This is a genomic window from Micromonospora sp. M71_S20, from assembly GCF_003664255.1.
GTDB lineage: Bacteria > Actinomycetota > Actinomycetes > Mycobacteriales > Micromonosporaceae > Micromonospora.
Genome location: NZ_RCCV01000001.1, coordinates 1,043,820 through 1,068,427 on the forward strand (window position 1 = coordinate 1,043,820; position 24,608 = coordinate 1,068,427).

General features: G+C 73.5%; 24 protein-coding genes. 15 read left to right on the forward strand and 9 right to left on the reverse strand.

The window, feature by feature from the left end; all coding sequences use genetic code 11:
• The first annotated feature begins 85 nt into the window (after positions 1–85).
• The gene (locus DER29_RS04815) at positions 86–1,288 is read left to right on the forward strand and encodes a PP2C family protein-serine/threonine phosphatase (protein ID WP_121396222.1); all 1,203 of its coding nucleotides are present in this window, start codon (positions 86–88) and stop codon (positions 1,286–1,288) included.
• A 5-nt stretch (positions 1,289–1,293) separates the two neighbouring features.
• On the opposite strand, the gene DER29_RS04820 is transcribed toward DER29_RS04815, so the two are convergent.
• Positions 1,294–1,662, reverse strand: a complete 369-nt coding sequence (locus DER29_RS04820; RefSeq protein ID WP_121396223.1) for an STAS domain-containing protein — start codon at positions 1,660–1,662, stop codon at positions 1,294–1,296.
• Between the two features lie 165 nt (positions 1,663–1,827).
• Here DER29_RS04820 and DER29_RS04825 point away from each other — a divergent pair, with 165 nt between their 5' ends.
• From DER29_RS04825 to DER29_RS04835, 3 genes are read left to right on the forward strand one after another with little or no spacing between them, the layout of a single operon-like run.
• A complete protein-coding gene (locus tag DER29_RS04825; RefSeq protein ID WP_233600085.1) occupies positions 1,828–2,433 on the forward strand; it encodes a hypothetical protein in 606 nt (201 codons plus the stop codon).
• Positions 2,430–2,924: a thiol-disulfide oxidoreductase DCC family protein gene (locus tag DER29_RS04830; RefSeq protein WP_121396224.1), complete on the forward strand. Its 495-nt coding sequence runs from the start codon at positions 2,430–2,432 to the stop codon at positions 2,922–2,924. Before DER29_RS04825 ends, DER29_RS04830 begins: the two co-directional genes overlap by 4 nt.
• Positions 2,887–3,585 (forward strand): TetR family transcriptional regulator, encoded by a 699-nt coding sequence (locus DER29_RS04835; RefSeq protein ID WP_121396225.1) that lies wholly within the window; start codon positions 2,887–2,889, stop codon positions 3,583–3,585. Before DER29_RS04830 ends, DER29_RS04835 begins: the two co-directional genes overlap by 38 nt.
• Positions 3,586–3,785: 200 nt before the next feature.
• Here DER29_RS04835 and DER29_RS04840 read toward each other — a convergent pair whose 3' ends face one another.
• Entirely contained in the window at positions 3,786–4,448 is a 663-nt protein-coding gene (locus DER29_RS04840) for a GNAT family N-acetyltransferase (protein WP_121396226.1), read from the reverse strand.
• 335 nt (positions 4,449–4,783) lie between these two features.
• On the opposite strand from DER29_RS04840, the gene DER29_RS04845 reads away from it, so the two are divergent.
• Positions 4,784–4,975 (forward strand): DNA repair protein, encoded by a 192-nt coding sequence (locus DER29_RS04845; protein WP_121399005.1) that lies wholly within the window; start codon positions 4,784–4,786, stop codon positions 4,973–4,975.
• A 122-nt stretch (positions 4,976–5,097) separates the two neighbouring features.
• Positions 5,098–5,616, forward strand: coding sequence for a hypothetical protein (locus DER29_RS04850; RefSeq protein ID WP_121396227.1), 519 nt, complete (start codon positions 5,098–5,100; stop codon positions 5,614–5,616).
• A gap of 6 nt (positions 5,617–5,622) precedes the next feature.
• On the opposite strand, the gene DER29_RS04855 is transcribed toward DER29_RS04850, so the two are convergent.
• On the reverse strand, positions 5,623–6,348 hold the full coding sequence (locus DER29_RS04855; RefSeq protein WP_121396228.1) for a Clp protease N-terminal domain-containing protein: 726 nt from the start codon (positions 6,346–6,348) through the stop codon (positions 5,623–5,625).
• Between the two features lie 204 nt (positions 6,349–6,552).
• Between DER29_RS04855 and DER29_RS04860 the strand changes: the two genes are divergently transcribed.
• Complete coding sequence (locus tag DER29_RS04860; protein WP_121396229.1) at positions 6,553–7,521, forward strand: peptidoglycan DD-metalloendopeptidase family protein; 969 nt, start codon at positions 6,553–6,555, stop codon at positions 7,519–7,521.
• Between the two features lie 9 nt (positions 7,522–7,530).
• Here the strand turns inward: DER29_RS04860 and DER29_RS04865 are convergent, their stop codons facing one another.
• The 6 genes from DER29_RS04865 to DER29_RS33825 form a co-directional block, all read right to left on the reverse strand.
• Positions 7,531–8,136 carry a DNA-binding response regulator gene (locus DER29_RS04865; protein ID WP_101411373.1) on the reverse strand — a complete coding sequence of 202 codons (606 nt, stop codon included), beginning with the start codon at positions 8,134–8,136 and terminating at the stop codon, positions 7,531–7,533.
• Entirely contained in the window at positions 8,133–9,281 is a 1,149-nt protein-coding gene (locus tag DER29_RS04870) for a sensor histidine kinase (protein WP_121399007.1), read from the reverse strand. The genes DER29_RS04865 and DER29_RS04870 overlap by 4 nt, the downstream gene beginning before the upstream one ends.
• A 38-nt stretch (positions 9,282–9,319) precedes the next feature.
• A complete protein-coding gene (locus DER29_RS04875) occupies positions 9,320–10,144 on the reverse strand; it encodes an ABC transporter permease (protein ID WP_121396230.1) in 825 nt (274 codons plus the stop codon).
• An 8-nt stretch (positions 10,145–10,152) separates the two neighbouring features.
• Entirely contained in the window at positions 10,153–11,088 is a 936-nt protein-coding gene (locus DER29_RS04880) for an ABC transporter ATP-binding protein (protein ID WP_121396231.1), read from the reverse strand.
• Between the two features lie 121 nt (positions 11,089–11,209).
• Positions 11,210–12,679, reverse strand: a complete 1,470-nt coding sequence (locus tag DER29_RS04885) for an amidase (RefSeq protein WP_121396232.1) — start codon at positions 12,677–12,679, stop codon at positions 11,210–11,212.
• Position 12,680: 1 nt separating this feature from the next.
• On the reverse strand, positions 12,681–12,911 hold the full coding sequence (locus tag DER29_RS33825) for a hypothetical protein (protein ID WP_148709974.1): 231 nt from the start codon (positions 12,909–12,911) through the stop codon (positions 12,681–12,683).
• A gap of 230 nt (positions 12,912–13,141) precedes the next feature.
• On the opposite strand from DER29_RS33825, the gene DER29_RS04890 reads away from it, so the two are divergent.
• The 8 genes from DER29_RS04890 (at position 13,142) to DER29_RS04925 (ending at position 24,582) form a co-directional block, all read left to right on the forward strand.
• Entirely contained in the window at positions 13,142–14,086 is a 945-nt protein-coding gene (locus DER29_RS04890) for an ABC transporter ATP-binding protein (protein WP_121396233.1), read from the forward strand.
• Entirely contained in the window at positions 14,086–14,847 is a 762-nt protein-coding gene (locus tag DER29_RS04895; RefSeq protein ID WP_121396234.1) for an ABC transporter permease, read from the forward strand. The genes DER29_RS04890 and DER29_RS04895 overlap by 1 nt, the downstream gene beginning before the upstream one ends.
• 77 nt (positions 14,848–14,924) lie before the next feature.
• On the forward strand, positions 14,925–15,746 hold the full coding sequence (locus DER29_RS04900; RefSeq protein WP_121396235.1) for a hypothetical protein: 822 nt from the start codon (positions 14,925–14,927) through the stop codon (positions 15,744–15,746).
• 4 nt (positions 15,747–15,750) lie between these two features.
• Positions 15,751–17,541 (forward strand): non-ribosomal peptide synthetase, encoded by a 1,791-nt coding sequence (locus tag DER29_RS04905; protein WP_158618964.1) that lies wholly within the window; start codon positions 15,751–15,753, stop codon positions 17,539–17,541.
• A gap of 2 nt (positions 17,542–17,543) precedes the next feature.
• Entirely contained in the window at positions 17,544–20,549 is a 3,006-nt protein-coding gene (locus DER29_RS04910) for a condensation domain-containing protein (RefSeq protein ID WP_121396237.1), read from the forward strand.
• A 51-nt stretch (positions 20,550–20,600) separates the two neighbouring features.
• Positions 20,601–21,596 (forward strand): TauD/TfdA family dioxygenase, encoded by a 996-nt coding sequence (locus DER29_RS04915; RefSeq protein WP_121396238.1) that lies wholly within the window; start codon positions 20,601–20,603, stop codon positions 21,594–21,596.
• 849 nt (positions 21,597–22,445) lie between these two features.
• Complete coding sequence (locus tag DER29_RS04920) at positions 22,446–23,225, forward strand: AfsR/SARP family transcriptional regulator (RefSeq protein WP_158618965.1); 780 nt, start codon at positions 22,446–22,448, stop codon at positions 23,223–23,225.
• A gap of 145 nt (positions 23,226–23,370) precedes the next feature.
• The gene (locus DER29_RS04925; protein WP_121396240.1) at positions 23,371–24,582 is read left to right on the forward strand and encodes a cytochrome P450; all 1,212 of its coding nucleotides are present in this window, start codon (positions 23,371–23,373) and stop codon (positions 24,580–24,582) included.
• Positions 24,583–24,608: the final 26 nt, after the last annotated feature.

The window sequence follows — 24,608 nt, forward strand, 5'->3', positions numbered from 1 at the left end:
CAACGGGTACGCGCCGTCAGGTGGCGGTTCGCTCACGGCCGGGCCCGGCCGGCTTCGACCGGGCCCGGCCGGGGTATGCGACAGCATGACCACCACCGACCCGTGGCACCGGGCCCTGGCCGACCTGGTGTCCCGGTCCCACCGGCTGCCCCCGGACGAGCTCGCGGCCACGGTCGACGCCGTGCTCCGGCCGCTGGGTGTGACCGCGACCGTGTACCTGGTCGACGCCGAGCAGCACGGCCTGCGCCCGCTGCCCGGCACGGGGCGGGTGGCACCGGAGCTGCTGCCGATCGACACCAGCCTGGCCGGGCGTGCCTTCACCCAGGTCGAGGTGCACGCGGGGCAGGGGCCGCCGCCCCGGCTGTGGGTGCCGATCGTCAACGGCACCGACCGGCTGGGGCTGCTGGAGGTGTTCCCGCCGGCCGACGCCGACCTCGCCGACGAGACGCTCCGCGACGGCTGCCGGCTCATCTCCGGCCTGGTCGGTCACCTGGTCACCAGCAAGAGGGACTACGGGGACGTCCTGCACCGGGCGCGGCGCAGCCGGCCGATGGGGGTCTCCGCCGAGCTGCTCTGGCACCTGCTCCCGCCGCTGACCTTCGCCACCTCGGAGGTGGTGGTCAGCGCCCTGCTCGAGCCCTGCTACGAGGTCGGCGGGGACGCCTTCGACTACGCGGTGCACGACGGGAGGTTGACGCTGGCGATCCTCGACGGGGTCGGGCACGGCCTGCCGGCGGTGCTCACCACCTCGGTGGCGCTGGCGGCGCTGCGGGCGGCCCGGCGCGCCGGCTCGGACCTGCCCGGCCTCGTCCGGGCCGTGGACGCCGCGATCGCCGGCCAGTGGCACGACGCGCGGTTCGTCACCGCGGTGCTCGCCGAGTTCGACACCGGCTCCGGACTGCTGCGGTACGTCAACGCGGGGCACCCGCCGCCGGTGCTGCTGCGCCGGGGACGGGCCGTGCGGGAGTTGGCCGGAGGCCGCCGGCTTCCGCTCGGCCTGCCCGACGGCCGCGTCGAGGTGGCGCAGACCCGGCTGGAGCCCGGTGACCGGCTGCTGCTGCACACCGACGGGATGACCGAGGCACGCGACGCGGCGGGCGAGATGTTCGGGCTGTCCCGCCTCGCGGACCTCGCCGAACGGCACATCGGTTCCGGGCTGCCGGCCGCGGAGACGCTCCGCCGCCTCGGCCACGCGGTGCAGGAACACCAGGGCGGGGCGCAGCAGGACGACGCGACCCTGCTGCTGGTCGAGTGGTCCGCCGACGCGTCGGCGAACTCGGAGCCCTGAGCCGATCAGTCCAGCCCGCGCCACCCGCGCGCGACGGGCCGACCGGCGTCGGAGTCGGAGTCGGAGTCGGCGAACCCGAGCAGGGTGTTGACCCCGGTGATCCGCAGGACCCGCGCCACGCCCGGCTGCGGGTCGGTCACCCGCAGCGTCACGTCGCGCTCGCGGCCGACGGAGACGCCGTGCACCAGGACGCGTACGCCGCTGGAGTCCAGGAACCGCACGGCGGCGAGGTCGACGACGACCTCCCGGACGCCGGGCCGGTGCAGCGCCTCGGTGAGCGTCGCCTCGAACTCGCCGGCGGTGGCCATGTCGATCTCACCGGCCGGGCGCAGGACCACCCGCCCCGGCTCCGCGTTCCGCTCGCCCCGGTCCATGGCCGCCTCACCGTCGAAGGACGCGCCGGCACCGGCGCGACTCGACCATACCGACCCCCGCCCGGCCGGGCCACGCCGACGGTCGTCCAGGCCACTTGAACGTGTTCAAGAAGTCGCCTACGCTGAGGCGGCAGGATTTGAACACGTTCAAGAGAGGCGTCGGCGATGGACACGAAGGTCTGGATGTACCTGGTCTACCTGGCGATCAGCATCGGGCTGACCGTCTGGGTGGCTCGGGCGCTGTCGCGCAACGGGCTGGTCTTCCTGGAGGAGGTCTTCGCCGACGAACGGCTGGCCAGGGCCGTGAACAGCCTGCTCGTCGTCGGCTTCTACCTGCTCAACCTCGGCTACGTCACGGTGGCGATGAAGCACCCCGACCCGGTCGGGTCCACCGCCCAGGCCATGGAGGAGCTCTCCCTCAAGATCGGCCTGGTGCTGCTGGTCCTCGGCGCGCTGCACTTCTTCAACGTCTTCGCGCTCGGCCGGTACCGCCGTGGCCGGCTGCGCCAGTTCGCCACCCACCCGCCGCTCGCGCCGATCGGCCGGCTGCCGATGCCGCCGCCCGCGCCGCGCGGCGCCCACCCCGTCGGCCCGCACCCGGCCGGCCCGCATCCCGCCAGCGCCCATCCCGCCGGTCCGCACCCCACCGGCCCGCACCCCACCGGTCAGCGCCCCGCCGGTCAGCACCCCGCCGGCCCGCACCCCGCCAGCGCCCACCCTGCCGATCCGGGGGCGGAGACCGGGCCGGCCGGCAGCCCGCCGGTCCGATGAGCACCCGGCCCGTCGACGGGTCGGGCGGATTCCCGGACGCCACCGCGCACGGGGGCGGTGGCGTCCGGGGCTTCACGGTCCTCTACGACGCGCACTGCCCACTCTGCCGGTCCGCCCGGCGCTGGCTGGCGTCCCGCGCCCAGCTCGTACCCCTGGAGTTCGTGCCGGCAGGCTCGGCAGAGGCCCGGCGGCGCTTCCCCGGCCTGGACCACGACGCCACGCTGCGCGACCTGACCGTGGTCGCGGACACCGGCGAGGTGTACGCGGGGGACTGCGCCTGGTTCGCCTGCCTCTGGGCCCTGGCCGACCACCGGGGCACCGCCGAGCGGCTGGCCCGACCGCACCTGCTCCCCCTCGCCCGGCGGGTGGTCGCCGCCGCCGCCTCGGTCCGCGAACGCGTGCGCGACCCGTGGGCGGAGCCGGGCGACGACCTGGCGGGATACGGTGACCCCGATGACCGAGCAGACTGCGCCGACGACCGCTGCGGGTGAGCCGGCTACCGCGCGCGGCGAGCAGACCCGGCAGCTCATCCTGGACACCGCCATGCGGCTGTTCCGCGAGCGCGGGTACGCCCGGACCACCATGCGTGCCATCGCCCAGGAGGCCGGGGTGGCGGTGGGCAACGCCTACTACTACTTCGGCTCCAAGGAACACCTGATCCAGGAGTTCTACGCCCGCGCCCAGACGGAGCACCGGGCGGCGGCCGGCCCGGTGCTCGCCCGCGAACCCGACCTCGCCGCCCGGCTGGCCGGGGTGATGCACGCCGGGATCGACGTGCTCACCCCGTCGCACGCCTTCGCCGCCAGCTTCTTCAAGACGGCGGCGGAGCCGACCTCCCCGCTGAGCCCCTTCTCGGCGGAGTCGTCCGGCCCGCGCGAGGCGGCGATCGGCCTCTTCGCCGAGGCGCTCGACGGCTCCACCGCCCGGGTCGACCCGGAGTTGCGCCCGCACCTGCCGGAGCTGCTCTGGTTGGCGTACATGGGGGTGGTGCTCTACTGGGTCTACGACCGCTCGCCCGGCCAGGCCCGCACCCGGCAGTTGATCGACGGCGCGGTGCCGTTGGTCGACCGGCTGGTGGGGCTGTCCCGGTTGCGCGTGCTGCGCCCGGTGACCCGGCAGGTGCTCGACCTCATTCGTACGCTGCGTCACTGACCCTCACGATGCCATCCTCCGAATAGCCGCAGGTCAAGTCCGCTACTCGACACCCGGATCGCACCCATGGCGCCTTGTCTTCACCACGATAGTTACGTAGCGTGATTGGTGCGCACGTCACCCGCGGGACCCTGGGGGAGACTGCGGACCGTGGATCCGGCCCGGGATCCACGGTCCGCGCCCCGCCGCCGCGCTCACGCTCAGGGTGGGTAGACGCCGAACGAGCGCCAGCCCCGGTCGGGGAAGCCGGCGGCGGTCGCCACCCGGGCGGAGGCGGTGTTGGCGGGGTCGTGCAGGTACGTCGGGACGGCCCCCTCGGCGAGCACCCGACGCGCCGCCTGGGCGACCAGCCGCCGGGCCAGTCCCCGCCCCCGGGCCGTCGGCACGGTGCCGACGGCCAGTTCGTGGCCGTACGCGTCGTGCCGCTTGATCCCGACCCCGGCCAGGTAGTGCCCCCGGGCGTCGCGCACCACCAGCACCGGGCGGTCGAACACGCGGAGCCAGGACGGCAGCCCGGCGGCGCTCGGGGGTGTCCACTCCCCCACGTCCGGCAGGAGGGCCGGCGCCACGCTCCACCGGAACACGCTCTCGTGCACCGCCCAGCCGGGTCCCGCCACCACGGCGGGCAGTTGCGGAAGCGGCGGCCCGCCCGGCCGCCGGACCCACTCGCGCACCGCCGCGACCCGGTCGGGGGGCACCGAGAGCACGGTGCTCGCGCCGGCGGTCACCGCGACGGCCGGCCGGAGCCGGCCGTCCCAGGCCGGTCGGGTCCGTCGGTGCGAGCCGACCACGTGCAGCCCGGGACCCGCCGGCCACTGGCCGAGCCAGCTCGCCAGGTGCAGGTGCAGCCGCCGGTCGGACATCGCCGGTCACCTCCCCGCGGCCGTCGGTGGTCACCCGGCGGCCGGGCCGCCGACGCCCGGCCCGCCTCGCCGACGATCACCGTACGCGGGCGCGGCGGCCCCGCGTGACGGAACCCGTCCGGGGCGGACGACCGGGCGCCCCGCGACCCGACGGGCCCGGCCCCGGGGGACGCGCGCCGGCGCCAGGGTTGGGTGCCGCGGCGAGCGGGTAGACGTACCGGAACGCCGATGGCCACGAATTCGTGGGACGGCGGCAGATCACGGGAACCGGACGCATCGATCGGTCGTCATATTCACTTTCATACATGGACAACTTTGTTTGGGACGGTATGGTCATGCCGAATCAGCCGAACGACCGGTACCACCAGGACCCCGTGCGACTCTGGCGGGCCACCGAGGCCGGCGGGCGGTTCCCGGCCCAGTCGGCGTACCGGGGTCACCGCGCCGGGACCGAGGCGCTCTCGTGGAGCGAGGTGAACAAGCAGCCCGCCGGCGCCTCCTCGCGCGGCGGCCTGAACACCCGCTGACCGCTGCGCGCGGCGGGGCGGCTCCGCGACACACCCGGACGGTCCACCGGCGGCTTTCGCACACCTGTCGGGTAATTTCTTCTGGTCCGGCATCCCGGCCTACGACAGGAGAAGCTCCGCGCATGGGCAAGAAGACGATCCACGTCTCCGACTTCAGCGGCACGGTCATCCAGCCCGACGACGAGGTGGTCCGCGTCGTCGTCCTGGAGCACCCTGACCTGGTCGCGGGGCCCGTGCGGTTGGACGCCACCCCGGTCGAGGTCGAGGGCATCGACGACGCCGCGCTGGACGTCGCGGTGGTCGAGATCCACGACCGGCACGGGGACGGCGAGCCGCGCCGGGTGGTGCTGACCGCGAGCGAGTTCGACGCGATGGCGACCGACGTGCCGATGGCGCAGCTGCTGAGGACGGCCGAGCGGGTCCGCCCGCCCAAGGCCCGCAAGGGCGCGGAACGGGTCGACTACGGCACGATCGAGCACGCCGGCCGGCCGCACCGGGGCCGGGTCACCGAGGAGGAGGCCCGGCTGGTGCGCGAGCGGCTCGACGAGGTCAACAAGCGGCTCGCCGACGCCGGGATCCGCCAGGTCGACCCGACGGACCCCGAGCACGCCGCCCGCTACGGCTTCCCGGCCGCGCCCTGAGGCGGGTCATTCCCGCATCTGCACGGCCCGCAGGGCCGCCGCCACCCACTCCTCGGTCGCGGCCTTGGTCACGCCGAGCCCGCTGAGGACCCCGGCGCCGTTCTCGTGCTCCAGCAGCGCGAGCAGGATGTGCTCGGTGCCGATGTAGTTGTGCCCCAGCCGCAGGGCCTCCCGGAAGGTCAGCTCCAGCGCCTTCTTGCCCTGGGCGTCGTACGGGATCAGGTCGGGCACCTCGGCGGCCGAGGGCGGCAGCGCCGCCGTCGCGGCCTCGCGTACCCGCTCCAGCGGCGCCCCCTGGGCGACGATCGCCTTCGCGGCCAGGGCCTCCGGCTCGCTGAGCAGCCCCAGCACCAGGTGCTCGGGGCGGATCTCGGCGTGCCCGGTGGCCCTGGCCTCGTTCTGCGAGGCCATCACCGTGTTGCGGGCGCGGGGGGTGAAGCGGTTGAAGCCCTGCTGCGGATCGAGCGGCGGATCGTCGGCCTTCGGCACGAAGCGCTTCTGCGCCGCCTGCTTGCTGACGCCCATGCTGCGGCCGATCTCGGTCCAGGACGCGCCGGAGCGGCGGGCCTGGTCGACGAAGTGGCCGATCAGATGGTCGGCGACCTCGCCGAGATGGTCGGCGGCGATGACCGCGTCGGTGAGCTGGTCGAGCGCGTCGGGGTGCGCCCTCTTGATCGCCCGGATGAGGTCGTCCAGACGTACCGGGTTGTTCATCTGCACTGGTTCCGTCATGCGTCAACCATAGGTTGACGGCACTCGACCGTCAACCCCAAGTTGACGATACGGTCCACAGCGCCTCCGGCTCGCCGACCCCGACGGATGACGGTGCGTGACGGGCCGTAGGAAAGTTTCACCATTGCCCCGGCTGATATAGAAGATTTACGATCCGGTCTCCATCGTCCAACCGCCCCCTGCGGGACGAACATCGGAGGCAACATGTGTGACGCACCGGAGACAGCCGGCCTGAGCCACGTACCGGCCCGGCGCCGCACCCTCCTCACGGCGCTCGGCGTCGGCGTGGGGATCGGGGTCGTCGGCCTGCCCAGCCCCGCGCAGGCCGCCGTCGGCGCCTGGAGCAACCCGACGCGTGGCACGCTGACCTCCGGCTACAAGACCCCCAGCCGGCCGACGCACACGGGCTGGGACGTGGCCAACAGCCAGGGCACCCCGGTCTACGCCACCGCCGCCGGGACCGTCCGGGACATCAAGACCAACTCGTACCCCGGCGACACGGCGAGTGGCCCGCTGGCCGGCCGCACCGGCAACAGCGTCCACATCAACCACGCCGACGGCTACTTCTCCTACTACGGCCACCTGTACCGGGTGCTGGTCAGCGACGGCCAGCAGATCAGCTGCGGCCAGTTGGTCGGCCTGATGGGCACCACCGGCAACTCGACCGGCCCGCACCTGCACTTCGAGATCCACAACCCCCGGCTGACCTCGATGGACCCCCGGGTATTCCTGGCCAACCGGGGCATCACCCTCGGCTCGACGGCTCCCGTCGGCAGCACCGGCTACCCGAGCGTCGGCCAGGGCGCGTCGGGGTGGGTGCCCCGGGTGATCCAGTACCTGGTGCGGGCGCGCGGCGTCTCCGTCGTGGTGGACGGGGTCTACGGGCCGGGCTGCGCCGCCTCGGTCAGGTCGTTCCAGAGCGGCCGGGGCCTCTACGCCGACGGCCTGGTCGGCCCGATCACCTGGACCGCGCTCGTGCTGCCCCTGCGCGAGGGCAACTCCGGCGACCTGGTGCGCGGCCTGCAGACCGCGCTCAACGCCCGGGGGGCGAGCCTCCTCGTCGACGGCGGCTTCGGGTCGGTCACCACCAGCGCGGTACGCAGCTTCCAGAGCCGCAACGGCCTCGTCGTCGACGGCCTCGTCGGCCCGGTGACCTGGAGCGTGCTCATCTGAGTGGGCCCGTCAGAGCCAGCCGTTGTCCCGGGCGGTGCGGAACGCCTCCGCCCGGTTGGCCACCCCGAGCTTGCTGACCGCCGCGGAGAGGTGGTTGCGGACCGTGCCCGCCGACAGGTGGGTACGGCGGGCCACCTCCGCCACCGGCGTGTCGTACTCGGCCAGCCGGAGCACGTCCAGCTCGCGCGGCGTGAGCGGGCACTCGGGCGCGGTGAGCGCGTCGGCGGCCAGGGCCGGGTCGACGTACCGGCCGCCGGCGTGCACCCGGCGGATGACGTCGGCGAGCGTCCCGCCCGGCGCGCCCTTGGGCAGGAACCCCTTGGCCCCGGCCGCCAGCGCGCGTTGCAGGTGCGGCGGCCGGCCGTGCCCGGTCAGGATCACCACCTTGCAGGCGGGCAGGACGCGCGCCAGCTCCGCGGTCACCTCCAGCCCGTCCAGGGCCGGCATCTGGAGGTCCACCACGGCGACGTCCGGCCGGTGGGCGAGCGCGGCGGTCACGGCGGCCCGCCCGTCCGGCGCCTCGGTCACCACCTCCAGGTCGGACTCCAGACCGAGCAGGGCGGCCAGCGCCGCCCGGATCAGGTCCTCGTCGTCGGCGAGCAGCACCCTGATCACGGGCGGGTCCGTACCGTCACGTCGAGGCGGAACACCCCGTCGTCGATCCGGTGGCGCAGGGTCCCGCCGGCCTCGGCCAGCCGCTCGGCCAGCCCGCGCAGCCCGAAGCTGTGCCGGTCCGGCGACGCCCCCTCGGCGCCGTCGTTCGTCATGGTCATCCGTACCTCGTCCTCGTCCTGGCTGATCTCGATGGTGCACCAGGTGGCCCGGCTGTGCCGCAGCACGTTGGTGCTGGCCTCCCGCAGCACCGCGACGAACTGCCGGGCGATCTCCGACGGTACGTCGTCCGGCGGCAGCGCGACCGCGCAGCGGATGCCGGAGGAACGCAGCACCTGCTCCACCGCGGCGATCTGGTCCCCGAGGTCCACCGCACGGTACCCGTGCACCACCTCGCGCAGCTCGACCAGCGCCGACGCGGCCAGCCGCTGCACCTCGGCGGCCTCCCGGCTGGCCCGCCCGGCGTCCGTGGCCGCCAGCCGGGACGCCAGCTCGGCCTTCAGCGCGATGACCGAGAGGCTGTGCCCGAGCAGGTCGTGCACGTCGCGGGCGAAGCGCAGCCGCTCCTCGGTGGCGGCGAGCCGGCCCTGGGCGGCCCGCCCCCGCTGCGCCTGGACGAGCAGCCCCCACAGCCAGAGCTGCAGGGCGTTCCACGCGGCCATGGAGAGGCCGGCGACCAGCACGATGGTGACCTGGCCGCGGACCGGGGCCCCGTTCCAGGTCGCCACCCCGGCGGCCGTCGCCAGGGACAGCAGCACCGCCGGGACGGCGACCCACCACTGCCTCAGCAGGGACACCGAGCCGATCACCGACGCGCCCAGGAACCCCCAGGTCGCCCACTCCGGCCCGCCCACGGGCCCGACCAGCGGTACGGAGAGCACGGCGGCCCAGACGAACCCGGCGAGCAGGCGGCGCCGCGTCGGCTCGGCCAGCCACGGGGTGATCGCCCCGTACAGCGCCCCGCTCTGCGCGGCGACGAACAGGACGACGCCCACCGTCCCGGCGACCACCCAGCGGGGATCCTCCTCCCGCGACAGTCCGACGGCGGCCAGCAGCAGCGTGCCCAGGACGCCGCTGCCGACGGTGCTCAACGTGACGGCACGGGCGCGGCGCAGGCCGACATCACGCTCGACCTGCGCCCGCTCCATGCTCACGCTCCCGATGCCAGGTGGCGCGATGACCTCGATCATCCGTGCCGGGGCTCCCAGCGGAAGTACCGGGCGGCCGTGAACAGCGACACCGCCAGCCAGACCAGCAGCACCCCGAAGGAGGGCAGCGTCTCGACCAGCGTCCCGGCGAAGCTCAGGGCCTGGCCCTCGTCGGTGCGGGTGAGCCAGCCGACGCGCATGATCTCGGTGAACGGCCCCATGGGCAGGAACCAGAGGATCCGTTCCAGCGACTCCGGCAGCGCGCCGAGCGGCAGCAGCGCACCCGGCGTGGCCAGGAAGATCACCACGGTCGGCAGGGTGGTCAGCATGGCCGCCTCGGAGCTGCGGGTGATCGCGGAGAGCGCCGCCGAGAACGCCGCCATGATCGCCGACCCGATCAGCAGCGCCAGCGCCATGACCAGCGGGTTCTTCGGCATCGGCAGGCCCAGCACCAGGGTGGCGTAGGCGGCCAGCACGACGAACTGGGCGAGGAAGATCGCCACGGTGCTGCTGGCCGTGCCGAGCAGGATGGTGCGGTCCGAGGCGAGCCCCGCCCGCAGCCGCTTGAGCACCAGCTCCTGGCGGCGCGACGCGTACACGGTGGTCAGGTGGTGGTGCACCAGGAAGACCATGATCAGGGTGGTGATGCTGACGACCCGGCGGACGCCGGGCACCGCCTCGCCGCCGTACTCGCTGACGAGCAGGATGGCGATCATCAGCGGGGTCACCACGGACATGGCGGTGGCCGTCCAGTTGCGACGCAGCGCCAGCAGTTCCATCTTGAGCATCGCGGCCATCTGCCAGAGCGGCCTGGTCGCCCGGTCGCGCGGGGTGGCGGTGGTGGTGGGGCTCTGCGTCGTCATCGTCCCGCTCATCGGGCGGCCTCCGGTTCCGCGTGCTGGTCGGTCAGGTCGTCGTGGTCGGCGGCGATGTCCAGGAAGACATCCTCCAGGGTGGCCGGTCGGGCCGACAGGGACGCCAGTCGGATGTCGCCCGCGTTGGCCCATTCGAGCAGCCGGGTGAGGTCGGTCTGGAGGTGGCGGGACTCGTACGTGACGCGGTCGCCATCGACCATGCGGGCGGCGTGCGGCAGGTCGGGCAGGGCGTCCGTCGCCGGCAGCCGGAAGCTGATCCGGGCGGGCAGGGTGCGCACGACGTCCTCCGGGGCGCCCGTGGCGACGATGCTGCCGCCCCGCATGATGGCCACCCGGTCGGCGAGGACCTCCGCCTCCTCCAGGTAGTGCGTGGTGAGCAGGACCGTGGTCCCACCCTTCTGGAGCTCGCGGACGACGTCCCAGGTGCGGCGCCGGGAGGCCGGGTCCATGCCGGTGGTGGGCTCGTCGAGGAAGAGCACCTCCGGGCGGCCGAGCACGGCCAGCGCCAGCTCCAGCCGCCGGCCCTCGCCGCCGGAGAGCTGCTCGACCGCCACGTTCATCCGGCCGCCGAGGTCGACCAGGTCCAGCACCTCCGCGGTGGTCTGCGGCCGGACGGTGAGGGAGCGCCAGATCTCCACCGTCTCCCGGACGGTCAGCGCACCGGTGAACCCGCCGTGCTGGAGCATCACCCCCGTGCGGGGACGCAGCGCGGCCCGGTCGCGCACCGGATCCAGCCCGAGCACCCGGACCCGGCCGGAGGTGGCCGGTTGCAGTCCCTCCAGGACCTCGATGGTGGTGGTCTTACCGGCACCGTTGGTGCCCAGCAGGGCGAACAGCTCGCCCCGGCGGATCCGCAGCGAGATCCCGCGCACCGCCTCGAACTCCCCGTAGCTGCGGCGCAGCCCGTCCACTTCGATCACGACGTCATCCATGCTTCACAGGCTGCCGTCGACCGGCGACAGAACCAACCCCCGCCGCGTCACGTTCCGACCGTGTCGTACGCATGCCTCACCCGTGCGTCCGCCACGTGCGCGGCGCCGCCCCGGCGGGCGCTCACCCGGTGGTGGCGACGAACGGCGGCACGTCCACCGGGAGTTCCGGCAGCACTCCCGCGAGAGCCTGGACCTTCGACCACGTCATGGTCACCTGGTCGAGGTCCCCCTCGCCCAGCGGGACGCCCAGCTCGCCGAACGCCTCGGCCAGCCGCTCCCGCCGGACGGGGTCGACACCGTCGGCGGGCGCCTCCGGGGCGCAGACCGCCGCGAGGTCCGTCACGACCTCCAGCTTCGGCTCGCGCTCGTGCCAGCCCGTACGCCGCTGGTAGACGTCGGCGACGGCGGCCAGCTCGAAGTCTCGGCCGGGGGCGGCGGCCAGTTGCAGCGACAGCGGCAACCCGTCGCCGTCGGCCCCCATCGGCAGCGCCAGCGCGGGGAAGCCGACCGCGCTCCAGATGCTGGGCAGGAAGGAGATCGTCTGGAGGCTGGCCTGGTCGTCGTAGCGGGGGGCGGCGGACGGCCAGGCGGGCGTGGCGATGACGTCGACGTCCCGCAACCGCGCCCGCAGGGCCTCGGCGCCCCACCCACGCACCCGCTGGGCCCGCAGGTACGTCTCCGCCGGGAGCACGCCGCCGAGCGCGACGTTCCACCGGAACGGCCGACCGTAGTCGTTCCAGCGCGCCCGGAACTGCGCCCCGTGCACCTCGAACGCCTCCACCAGCATCGTCACGAGCTGCGCGGCGAAGAGCGGGAACGCCTCGTCGAAGGGCACGTCGACGACCTCCGCCCCGGCGGCCCGCAGCTCGTCGAGCGCGGCGTCGAAGGCGGCGGCGGTGTCGTCGGTCAGCCCGGCGGCGTACCGCACGAGGTCGCCCGGCACGCCGACGCGGACGCCCGCGAGGTCGGCGAGCGCCGGCCGGGACAGCTCCGCGGGCCGGTCCGCCATCACGGCGAGCAGCCGCGCGCACTCCCGGGCCGTGCGGGCCAGCGGGCCCGCCGTCTCGACCGACCGCGCCAGCGGACGTACGCCCGCCGCAGGCAGGAGACCCTGCGTCGGCTTCAGCCCGGTCACGCCGCACAGCGCGGCCGGGATCCGGATGCTGCCGTTGCTGTCGGTGCCGACACCCGCGTCGAAGAACCCGGCGGGGATGCCGTTGGCGCTGCCGCAGCTCGACCCGCCGGTCCACCGGTGGGGGTCCCACGGGTTGCGCGGCACCGGGAAGGACGCGTCCGGGTCCGGCCGGGACAGCGCGTGCTCCGCCATCGTGGTCTTGCCCACGATCACGGCGCCCGCCGCGCGCAGCCGGGCCACCACTGTCGCGTCGCGGTCGGCCCACCAGTTCGCGTCGTGCACGACGCTCTGGCAGGTGCTCGGCGCGCCGGCGACGGCGACGACGTCCTTGACGCCGATCAGCGTGCCACGCAGCGGCCCGTCCGTGCCGGGCTCGTCGACCGGGAAGCGGTGCAGGAAGGTGCCGAGCATCGGCCCGAGCCGGTCGGCCCGCTCGGCGGCGGCGAGGCGGTCCATGTCAGCTCACCACCTGGTGACCGGGCCGGCCGGTCGCGACGGTTCGCGGCGCGGCGGAATTGACGGGCCGATTACCGGCCAATTCCCGTTCGGTGCCCGTCACAGTTTCCCGAAAGAAGTCGGTGTGTGGAAAGGCGAACAACTCGGCCGTGGCGTCGTCACGACCCATGACATCCGTTCCCGCGTCGACGGTCGACGAATGACCGTCACCGTTCCGCCTCTGACGTGCCACGAACACCTCCCCGCACGGGCCACGGAATGCGCAGCCCAGGACCACGACAGGTCCGACGATGGCGCTTACGGCCATCGCGGGGTAACCCCTACGGTCACCCCTCACCACCCCGGAATAAGGCGCCTCGGACGCCGGTTCTCGCGGCGGCGGCCCCGGAATTCCTGGCTCCCCGCTCCCTAGCGCTGCTAAATACTATTCGCATACCCGCACCGATCTAAATGGGGAAATCAATGAGCAACGCAATCGCGAACCTCGTGGCCACACCCACGCTCGGTGCGGTGGACCCACAGGCGATCGACGTGGCGGACGTGCACAAGAGCTACGGCGACGTGCGCGCCGTCAACGGCATCGACCTGCGGATCGCTCCCGGCGAGGTGGTCGCGTTGCTCGGGCCCAACGGCGCGGGCAAGTCCACGCTCGTCGACATGATCCTGGGGCTCACCCGCCCCGACCGTGGCGAGATCCGCGTCTTCGGGCACACCCCCCGGGAGGCCATCACCCGGGGCGTCATCGGGGCGACCCTCCAGGACGGCGCGCTGCTCGACGACGTGTCGATCCGCGAGCTGCTCACGATGGTGGCGTCACTGCACACCGCTCCGTTGCCGATCGCCGAGGTGCTGCGCCGCACCGACCTGACCGACGTCGCCGACCGCCGCAGCCGGCTCTCCGGCGGTCAGCGCCAGCGGCTGCGGCTGGCCATGACCCTCGTGTCCGACCCGAAGCTGCTGGTGCTGGACGAGCCGACGGTGGCGATGGACGTCGAGTCCCGCCACGTGTTCTGGGCCGCCATGCGGGAGTTCACCGACTCCGGGCGCACCGTGGTGTTCGCCTCCCACTACATGGAGGAGGCCGAGGAGTTCGCCGACCGGGTGGTGCTCGTCCAGGCCGGGAAGATCATCGCCGACGGCACGGTCACGGAGATCCGCTCCGTGGTGGCGGGGCGCTCGCTGTCGGCCACCGTCCCGGACGCGACGGTCGAGCAGCTACGCCTGCTGCCCGGCGTGATGACCGTCGAGGCCCGTGGCGAGCGCGTCGAGATCGTCAGTTCCGACTCCGACGCCACCGCCCGCGAGTTGTTCGCGCGCTTCCCCCAGGCGTACGACGTCGAAATCGGCGCCCTCGGCCTGGAACAGGCGTTCCTGGCCCTCACCGCGACGAAGGGCGGGGCCGCCTGATGAACGCCGCTTTCCTCAAGCTCGAAGTGAAGCGGGTGATCCGGGCCCGCAAGTTCTGGATCGCCGCGTTCCTGTTCCCGACGCTGCTCTACCTGATGCAGGCCAACCTGTTCGACATGATGCAGGCCAACATGTTCCGCGGTGGAGGCCGCGAAGGCACCGCCATCAACTTCAGCGAGCACCTGCTCGGCAGCCTCGCCGCCTTCGGCGCGCTCTTCGTCGCGCTGAACGTCGGCACCAGGGTGGCCATCGAGCGGTCCACGGGCTGGCAGCGTCAGCTGCGCATCACCCCCCTGTCCCCGACCTCCTACCTGGCGGCGAAGCTGGCCGCGGCGATGGTGGTGGCGCTGCCGGCGATCACGGCGGTGGCGCTCACCGGCGCGCTGTTGCAGGGCGTCCGGCTGCCGGTGGGTGGCTGGCTCCAACTGGTGCTCGGGGTGTGGCTCGGCACGCTGCCGTTCGCGCTGCTGGGTGTCTTCATCGGCCAGGTCGCCACGGCCGAGAGCGTGCAGGTCCTCACCTCCGTCTCGCACATGCTGCTCGGCGTGCTCGGCGGCGCGCTGGTCCCGTCGGTCGCGTTCCCCGACTGGATGCAGACGGCGTCCGCGATCATGCCGAGCCACTGGCTGGCCGAGATCGGGCACAGCCCGTTCGAGGACACCGCCCGGCTCGGGCTCGCCGCCGTGGTGCTCGCGGGCTGGACCGTCGTGCTCGGCGGCGCCGTGATCCTGCGGTACCTGAAGGACAGCGCCCGCGTCTGAGCGCCCGCGACCGGGAGCGCACGGGCCGCACCCCCTGAACGACGAACGTACGCACCGCTACGACGAGGGATCCCATCGTGAAGAAGAACTCCTGGCAGATACTGCGCAAGGGCGGGCCGGGCGGCCTCACGCTCACCGTCGACTTCACCAGCACCGGCCGCACCCAGGCGTGCTTCCGCGACCTGGTCCCCCTGTTGAGCGCGCCCGGCGAGATCTGGGAGACCGTGGCACCCGCCTCCGGCGCCGAGGACACGATGTCCGGCGCGGACTACGTCGAGCGGTGGGCGAAGGGCGTACGCCGGCGGGAACGCACCGTCGACACCGTGATCGGCTACTGCGTGGGCGCGGTGTTCGCCGCCCCCCTCGCGTCCCGGCTGGCCGAGTCGCAGGACGAGGCGCCGAGGCTGGTCCTGCTGGACCCGGAGCTGCCGAACATCGTCGGGCTGTACCGGGACTTCCACGCCGCCGCGGACGCGCTGCGGACCATCCTCACCCCCGAGGAGATCGCCGCCTTCCACGCCGACGGCCAGGCGGTGCAGGAGAAGCACGGGCTCGAGGACCTCACCCTCATCGGTCCCGCGCTCGCCGGGATCTTCCGCGACGCGATCGACGTGGCGGGCCGCCGGCTCGGCCTGGACGACGACGTCCGGGCCGAACTGGGCGGCAGCTTCGCGTCCTTCGTCGGCTACCTGCGGGCGGCGACGGAGATCGACCCCGCCCCGCAGTGGGCGACGGCGACGGCGATCACCTCCGCGCACTCGACCCAGCGCGGGCCGGGCTTCGGGCGCACCATCCCGCTCGCCGTCGACCACGACCAGATGCTGCGCCACCCCGACGTCGCCGCGACGGTCTCCGGCCTGATGACCGGTGCGGACGCCGGTCAGCGGATCGCGGGGTAGCGCGGTGGCACCGGGCCCGGCGGGCGGCGAGCCCGCGCTCTTCACCGACCTGTTCGCGCAGCAGGTGCGGCGCACCCCGGACGCCACGGCCGTCGTGTGGGGCGAGAACCGCAGGACGTACGCCGAGCTGGACGCCGAGGCGAACCGGCTCGCGCACCGGCTGGTGTCGCTCGGCGCGGGCCCGGAGCGGCTCGTGGCGATCGGGATCCGCTCGGCGCACCTGGTGGTCGCCGCCCTCGCCACCCTCAAGGCCGGGGCGGCCTACCTGCCGCTGGACCTGAGCTACCCGCCGCAGCGGCTGGAGCACATGCTCACCGACGCGCGGCCGATGCTGCTCCTGACCACCGGCGACGACCAGCACGCGGTGCCGGCGGCCGACCTGCCGCGGGTCCTGCTCGACGCCCCGGACGCGTACGCCGGCCAGCCGGACACCGACGTCACCGACGCCGACCGGCTCGCCCCGCTGCGGCCCGCAAACGTCGCGTACGTCATCTACACCTCCGGCTCCACCGGTAGCCCGAAGGGCGTGGTGATCGAGCACCGCCAGCTCGGCACGTACCTCCGTCACGTCGTGCGGTCCTACCCGGGCGTACGCGGCCGGGCGCTGCTGCACTCCTCGTTCGCGTTCGACCTGACGGTCACCGCGTTCTACGCGCCGCTGATGACGGGCGGCTGCGTGCACCTCGGCGCCCTGGAGGAGATGGGCACGCCCGCCGCCGGACCGGCCGGGCAGCAGCGGCCCACCTTCGTGAAGGTGACGCCGTCGCACATCCCGCTACTCACCGCGCTGCCGGCCCAGGCGTCCCCGACCGGGGAGCTGATGGCCGGCGGCGAGCTGCTGCTCGGCGAGACCGTCGACGCCTGGCGCCGCCGGCACCCCGGCGCGCGGGTGGTCAACGAGTACGGCCCGACGGAGACGACCGTCGGGTGCAGCACCGTGGTCATCGAGCCCGACCAGCCGGTGCCGCCGGGGCCGCTGCCCATCGGTCAGCCCATGCCCGACGTGCGCTACCACGTGCTGGACGACGAGCTGCGCCCCGTGCGGCCCGGCGAGATCGGCGAGCTGCACATCGCGGGCGGCCAGCTGGCCCGGGGCTACCTGCACCGGCCGGGCCTGACCGCCGAGCGGTTCCTGCCCGACCCGTTCGGCCCGCCCGGCTCGCGCATGTACCGCTCCGGCGACCGGGTCCGGCCCACCGAGGACGGCGAGTACGAGTTCTGCGGGCGGGTCGACAACCAGGCCAAGATCCGCGGCTACCGCATCGAGCTGGGCGAGATCGAGGCGGCGCTGCTGCGCCGCCCGGAGGTGCGGCACGCGGCGGCGGTGATCCGCACCGACGCCCCGGAGGTCAAGCAGCTCGTCGCGTACGTCGTGCCCGCGGAGGGCGCGAGGGTCGACCCCCAGCAGGTGCGCAAGGACCTCGCCGAGACCCTGCCGGACTACATGGTGCCGAGCGCCGTGGTGAGCCTCGCGGCGCTGCCGCTGACCGTCAACCGCAAGCTCGACACGGCGGCCCTGCCGGCGCCGGAGGTCGCGGCGACCCCGGGCGGGCGGGCGCCTGCCGACGAGTTGCAGGCGCTGCTGTGCGAGCTCTTCGCCACCTACACGGCCGTCTCCTCGATCGGCGTCGACGACGACTTCTTCGTCCGGGGCGGCACCAGCCTCGGCGCCGCCCAACTGGTCAACGAGGCACGCCGGCGCGGGCTCAGCCTGTCGCTGCGCGACGTGCTGGAAAACCGGACCGTGGCGCGGCTCGCCGAGGTCTGCGCCGACACCGACCGAGGGGACGAGTGAGCATGAGCATCGCGGCCAGCAGGAAGGAAGCAGCCATGTGGCTGCTCGAGCGGCTGGTGCCGGACACCGGGGTCAACAACGTGGCGGTCGCCTTCGAGGTGGCCGGCCGGATCGACCGCGGGCTGCTCACGGCGGCGCTGCGGGCGGTCCTGGCCCGCCACGAGGTGTTGCGCACGGTGTTCCGCTCCGACGACGCGACGCTGACCCGGGAGGTGCTCGGTCCCGACGAGGTCGACGTGCCCCTGGTGGAGATCGGGGCGGGCGACGACGGGATGGACGCCGACCTGACCGCGTTCGCCGCCGAGCCCTTCGCCATCGACGGCCGCCCCCTGCTGCGGGCGGGGATCCGCGCGGGCGCGGACGCCGACGTGTGCTGCGTCGTCGTGCACCACCTGAACTTCGACGCCATGTCGACCACGATCCTGCTCCGCGAGCTGCTCACCGGCTACGAGGCGCTCGCGGCGGGACGCCGGCCGGACGACGCCCCGGTGGCCGCGCTCGTGGAGCGCGCGCCGGACGAGCGCAGCGTCGCGTACTGGCGCAAGAACCTCGACGGGCTGCGGGCCGCCGAGGCGGGCCTGTGGTGCGCCCGGCCGCCCGTCGGGGCGCCGTCCCTGCGCGCCCGGACCATCCACCACGAACTCTCCGCGCCGGCCCGCGCCGTGGTACGCCGCTTCCAGCGCGAACTGCGCGCCTCCGAGGCCGTCGTGCTGCTCGCGGCGTACTCGGTGCTGCTCGCCCAGCACGGCGCGGGCTCCGACGTGGTCATCGGCACCCCGGTGAACGTCCGCGACCAGCGCAGCATGAGCGCCATCGGCTACCACGCGAACCTGGTGCCGCTGCGGGTCCGGGTCGACCCGGACGCCGACTTCCGCGCCGTCGTGAAGCAGACGCGCAGCACCTTCCTCGAGGCGATCAGCCACGCCGACGTACCGCTGGAGCATGTGTCCCCCGCCGTGCTCGGCGACGCGCCGTCGTCGTGGCGCAGCTCGTTCTTCCGGCACCTGTTCAACTACGTGCCCGGCACCGTCGACGACTCCGCCACACTGACCGGGATGCCGGTGCGCCACGTCATGGTGGAGAACGGCTACAGCCGCTTCGACCTGGAGTTCTTCATCATGCCGGGCGAGGAGGCGACCACCGTCCGCGCGGCGTTCTGCGTCGACGCCTTCGACGCGGCCGACGTCGGGCTGCTGCTGGAACGGTACGACGCGCTGCTCGTGCAGCTGGGCGACGACCTGGACCGGCCGGTGGCGCAGCTGTCCCGCCAGGGCGCGGGCGACCTCGCCCTGCCGGCGTCGCCGCCGGAGTCGGCCACCACGGCGTCCGTGCTGGACGCCGTGCACAAGACGGTCGCCGCGAACCCGGACCTCGTCGCGGTGCAGGACGGCACGCACGCCGTGTCGTACGGCCGGCTGTGGTCGGCGGCGATCGCCACCCGGGACCTGGTCGCGGCCTCGGACGGAAGCACGGTCGCCGTGCTGGCGCCGCGCGGCGCGGAGCTGGCCGCCGCGTGGCTCGGCGTGTGGCTGGCGGGCAAGCGCTGCGTCCTGCTCGACCCGACCCAGCCGATCCCCGACCTCGCCGCGCGGCTGGCCGACTCGGGTGCCGACCCGGTGCTGGCCGCCGAGGGCCTCCCCGTGCCCGGCGCGGTGCGCATCCCCGCCGTTCCCGGCGCCACCGACGCGGTCCGCACCGACGCGCCGTCCGGTCCCGGCCTCGACGCGGTGGCCTACCTGGAGTACCACCTCGACGCGCCCGCCCCGCTCGCGGTGACGGTCACCCACCGGGCCCTGGCCCGCGCCGTCGCGCGGCTCGCCGACCGGGTCGCCGCCACCGGGTCGGCCGTCACCGCCTGGCTGGGCAGCGCCGCCACCGACGCGGCGCTGACGGAGCTGCTGGTCGCGCTGACCACCGGCGGCCGGGTCGTCGTCGCCCCCGACGGGGCCCGCGCCGACGGCCACGCGCTCGGCGAGCTGGTGGAGCGGCACGGGGTGACCGTGGCGCAGGCGCCGCCGGCGGTGTGGCGCCAGGTGGTCGAGCAGGCGGGTGCCCGGCTCGCGGGCCGCGCCGTCCTGGTGTCGCACGAACCGCTCCCCCGCCCGCTCGCCGCGCAGTTGCACGCCACCGGGTGCACGCCGCACCACGGCTACACCACGCACGGCGTCGCCGGGTACGCCGCGCTCGACGGCGGACGGGACTCCACGGGTGTCCTTCCGGCCGCCCGCGTGTTCGTCACCGAGCCCGGCACCGGCCACGAGCTGGGCATCGGCGTACGCGGGGAGCTGTGCGTCGCGGGCGACACGCTGGCCGCCGGCTACCACGGCCGGCCGGAGCTGACCGCAGCCCGGTTCGGCGAGCACCCCACGTACGGGCGGTTCCACCGCACCGGCGACCTCGCCCGCCTGCTGCCGGACGGCCGGATCGACGTCGTCGGCCCCCTGTCGGCCCAGGTGCGCGTCGCCGGCCAGCGGATCCACCTCCGCGACATCGAGTCCGTCCTCGCCGCCCACCCGGACGTGGAGGCGGTCGCCGCCGTCGGGTCCACCGGCGACGCGCAGGACGTGACGGTCGTCGCGTTCGTCGAGTCCCGCAAGCCCGACGTGGCGGAGCGGCTGCGCGAGCACGCCCGCGCCGCACTGCCGCTCACGCCCGACCTGGTCGTGCTGAACCAGTTGCCGGTCACCGTGGCGGGCACCGTGGACCGCGCGGCCCTCGTCGCCCTCGCCGCGGCGAGGGCGTCGGCCGAGGCCGACCCGCCGGACGAGACGACCGTCGCCCTGGTGGGGATCTGGACCGAGATGCTCGACCGGCCGGGCCTGCACGCGGACTCGAACTTCTTCGCCAGCGGTGGCCACTCGCTGCTGGGCGCCCAGCTCGTGCAGCGGGTGCGGACCGAACTGTCGATGCCGGTACAGCTCGCCGACCTGTTCGCCAACCCGACGCCACGGCAGCTCGCGGAGCACCTGCAGAACGCGTTCTGGGACGACGACGAGGACGACGACTGACCGTTCGCTCAACCCCCACACCGTCTCGAACCTCAGCAGAGGAGGCTCGGCGTGACCGTCGACGTCCAGCCCACACGCAGTACCGACCGTTCGATCGTCCTGACCCGCGAGGAGAACATCGAGGTCGACACGATCGCCCGCTACCTGGCGGGCCGACCGCCGCGCCTGGTGGACTCGGCCGCCTGGCTCGAAACGGCCCGCGAACTCTCCAGCAACCTGCCCGTACGCCTGCGCCAGATGGTGCGGCGCTTCGCCTGGGATCCCGGACCCGACGCCGTGCTGCTGGTGCGGAACCTGCCCGTGGACGCCGACGAGCTGCCCAACACGCCCACGGTGGCCGGCTCGGCGCAGCGGGAGTCCACCGTGCCCGCCGCCGCGCAGGTGCTGCTCGGGCTGCAACTCGGGGAGCTCATCGCCTTCAAGGAGGAGAAGGCCGGCGCGCTGGTGCAGGACGTCGTGCCGGTGCCGGGCATGGAGAAGTTCCAGGGCAACGCGGGCTCGGTGACGCTGTCCATGCACGTGGAGAACGCCTTCCACGTCTACCGCCCGGACTACGTCGGGCTGCACTGCCTGCGCAACGACCACGACAACGTGGCCGGGTTGCAGGTGACGTCGATCCGCAACGCCCTGCCGCTGCTGTCCGAGCAGGTCCGCAAGGTGCTGCACGAGCCACGGTTCGTCACCGAACCGCCGGCGTCGTTCGGCGACCTGCGCGGCGCGCCGGAACCGCACGGCATCCTCAGCGGCAGCTTCGAGGACCCGGACGTCCAGGTCGACTTCGAGAGCTCGTTCCCGCTCGACCCCGAGGCGGCACAGGCGCTGTCGATGCTCGGCGACGCGCTGCGCACCGTCCGCCGGACGTTCATCCTGGAACCCGGTGACCTCGCGTTCGTCGACAACCGGCTGGCCCTGCACGGCCGGACCGAGTTCACGCCCCGCTACGACGGCCGCGACCGGTGGCTCCAGCGGATCTTCGTGCACCGCGACTTCCGGCGCTCCCGGGCCCTGCGCCCGCACGACGGGAACGTGCTCAACAGCGGCAACTGACGGCCCGGCCGGAAGGTCGACGCCGGGTCCGTACGCACGGACCGGCTCGTCGACGACGGACCGTGGGACGCGGTGGTGATCGGCGCCGGAACGCGGCAGCCGCACCACCGCGTCCGTGTCCCGCCCCGCGGACGCCGCCCACCGGCGACGACACCCGCCCGCGCAGTCCCCTCCGGCGCCGCGCAGTCCCCCGGCGCGTCACGCAGGCCCCCGCCGCCGCGCAGCCGCCGTCCGCCTGCCGCGCAGCCGCCGTCCGGCTCCGCGCGGCCCGGCCCGGGTTCCCCGACCGCGGTGTTCCGCCCCGCGGCGGGGCATGGCACCATTCGCACCTGACCGGTCGGTGCGATTCCCCGCGGGGACGTCATTTGACTCCCGGCGCGAGGGTCGACCATTCCGCGACCCCGGCCGCCCGCCCCGCCACATTCGCCGGCCGGCGACTCGCGTCAATGCGTCGCGCGGGCCGTGGAATCGTCGCGCGCCGGGGCGCGGCCTTCCGTGGGACGCCGATCCCTCCCGCGCCCGCCCCGTAAGCGGTGGCCCGGGACAGCCGGAACGCGACGGCGGGAGAGCCGGTCCCGGTCCACGCCGTTACCGATCCGCATACGTGCGGGGTGCCGTTCCCACACCGTGTGTGCGCGGATCATCAGACCTCCGTGACGGTCTCATGCCCCACCACCACCCGACAATGTCTGACCAGCAACTCCACACTGCCAACCCAATGACACCCACCATGCACCCCCACCTCCTGCGGGGTGCCCTAGGGGTGCCTCGCCAATGACCGCCGATGGGAAACTCGGACCCCGCCGGAAACACACCACCCCGGCCACATCCCACCCCCGGAGCAAACCCATGCGCTTCTCCGTACTCGGCAGCACCGAAGTCACCAACAACGGCCACCACCTCGAACTCGGCGGAATCAGACAACGCGCAATCCTCGGCTACCTCCTCCTCAACGCCAACAAAGTCGTCGCCACCAGCCAGATCCTGCACGCCATGTGGGACGGCAACCCACCCCCCACCGCCCGCAAAATGGTCCAGAACGCCGTCTCCGGCATCCGCCGCATGCTCACCCACAACACCGACCCCACCACCAACCCCACCCTGCGCACCCACCCACCCGGCTACCAACTGCGCATCGACACCGAAACCATCGACCTCTACCGCTTCCGCCGACTCGTCCGCGAAGGCCGCAACGCCACCACCAACGGCAACCCCCACCGCGCCGCCCAACTCCTCACCGAAGGACTCACCCTCTGGCGCGGACGCGCCCTCGCCGACCTCGTCGAAACCGGCACCTGCTGGTCAGAACTCGCCGCCATCGAAGACGAACGACTCTCCGCACTCGAAGACCGCCTCGACGCCGAACTCGCCTGCGGCCGACACCGCGAAATCACCCCCGAACTCGAAATCCTCACCGCCACCGAACCCATGCGCGAACGCCTCTGCCACCAATTCATGCTCGCCCTCTACCGCAGCGGCCGCCAAGTCGACGCCCTCCGCGTCTACCGACGCACCCGCGAAGCCCTCGTCGACGGCCTCGGCCTCGAACCCGGCCGCAGCCTCCAAGAACTCCAACAACGCATCCTCGAACACGACGCCAAAATCCAGATCCCCGCACTGACCCACTAACCCACCCCACACCAGCCACGATCGCTTCCACGATTACCCGAGCGTGGACCAGTTACGGGCAACATCAGGGGCGCGCGCGGTCCGTGACGCCTGGCGCACCGGAGGCCGACGGCGATTCCTGCTCAGCGACCACAGCGAGGACGACATGGCGAACAAGTGCCCGGCGCACGGGCATCAGATGCTGATGGACGACGACTACTTCGCGAGCCCGTACGCGGCGTACGAGCTCTACGCGTCACTGCACGAGAAGGGCGCCGTCCACCGGACCTGCCTCGACGACCACGGCCCCGTGTGGCTGGTGACCGGCCACGCCGAGGTCTACTCCGCGCTGCGCGACAGGCGCCTCGCGCGGCCCCGCGAGTACAGCAACGGCGACTTCACCAGCAAGCGCTTCCCGGAGGGCGAGGCGACCGGGACGATCGTCACCCTCGACCCGCCGGAGCACACGCGGCTCAAGAAGATGATCAACTTCACCTTCCTCCCCCGCAACCTGGAGACCTTCCGGCCCCGGGTGCACCAGCTGGTCGAGGCCCGGCTGGACGCGATCGAGGCGGCGGGCGGCGGCGACCTGGTCGAGGACTACGCGGCCATCCTGCCGATCACGATCGTCTGCGACGTGCTCGGCATCCGCGAGGAGTACCGCAAGGACCTGAAGCACTGGGCGGACCTGGTGTTCAGCGGCGACAACGAGACCAACGCGATGGTCCGCACGAAGATGTCGCACTTCATGAACATGGTCCGCGAGGAGAAGACGAAGGAGCCCGGCGAGGACCTCTTCTCGTACTGGATCCACGCCAAGAACGCCGACGGCGAGCCCGAACTCAACGTCTACCAGGTGATGGCCCTGGCCCTGCTGACGATGCTGGGCGGGTACGACACCACCGCGGGCATGATCGGCCGGGGCGCGCTGGCGCTGCTGGACAGCCCGGAGACGCTGGAGCGGCTCCGCAAGGACCCGGACCTGTTCGACGTGGCCGTCGAGGAGCTGCTGCGCAAGCACGGCTCCGTGCACCACGGCTTCCGCCGCTTCGCCACCGAGGACCTGGAGATCGACGGCACGAAGATCGCCAAGGGCGAGACGGTGCTGCTGCATCTGACCGCGGCGGGCAACGACCCGAAGCGGTTCCCCGATCCGCAGGTGCTCGACATCGACCGCGAGGACAAGGGGCACGTGGCGTTCGGCGGCGGCCCCCACTTCTGCTCGGGTTCGGAGCTGGCCCGGATGGAGACGACCATCGCGCTGCGGCAGCTGTTCACCCGTTTCCCGAACATCAAGCTCGCCGCACCTCGGGAGTCGCTGAAGGTCCGGCGTACGCCGCTGGTGCCCGCACTGGTCTCCCTCCCGGTCACGGTCTGAGCGTTTCCCTTCCCGGCCCGCATCGC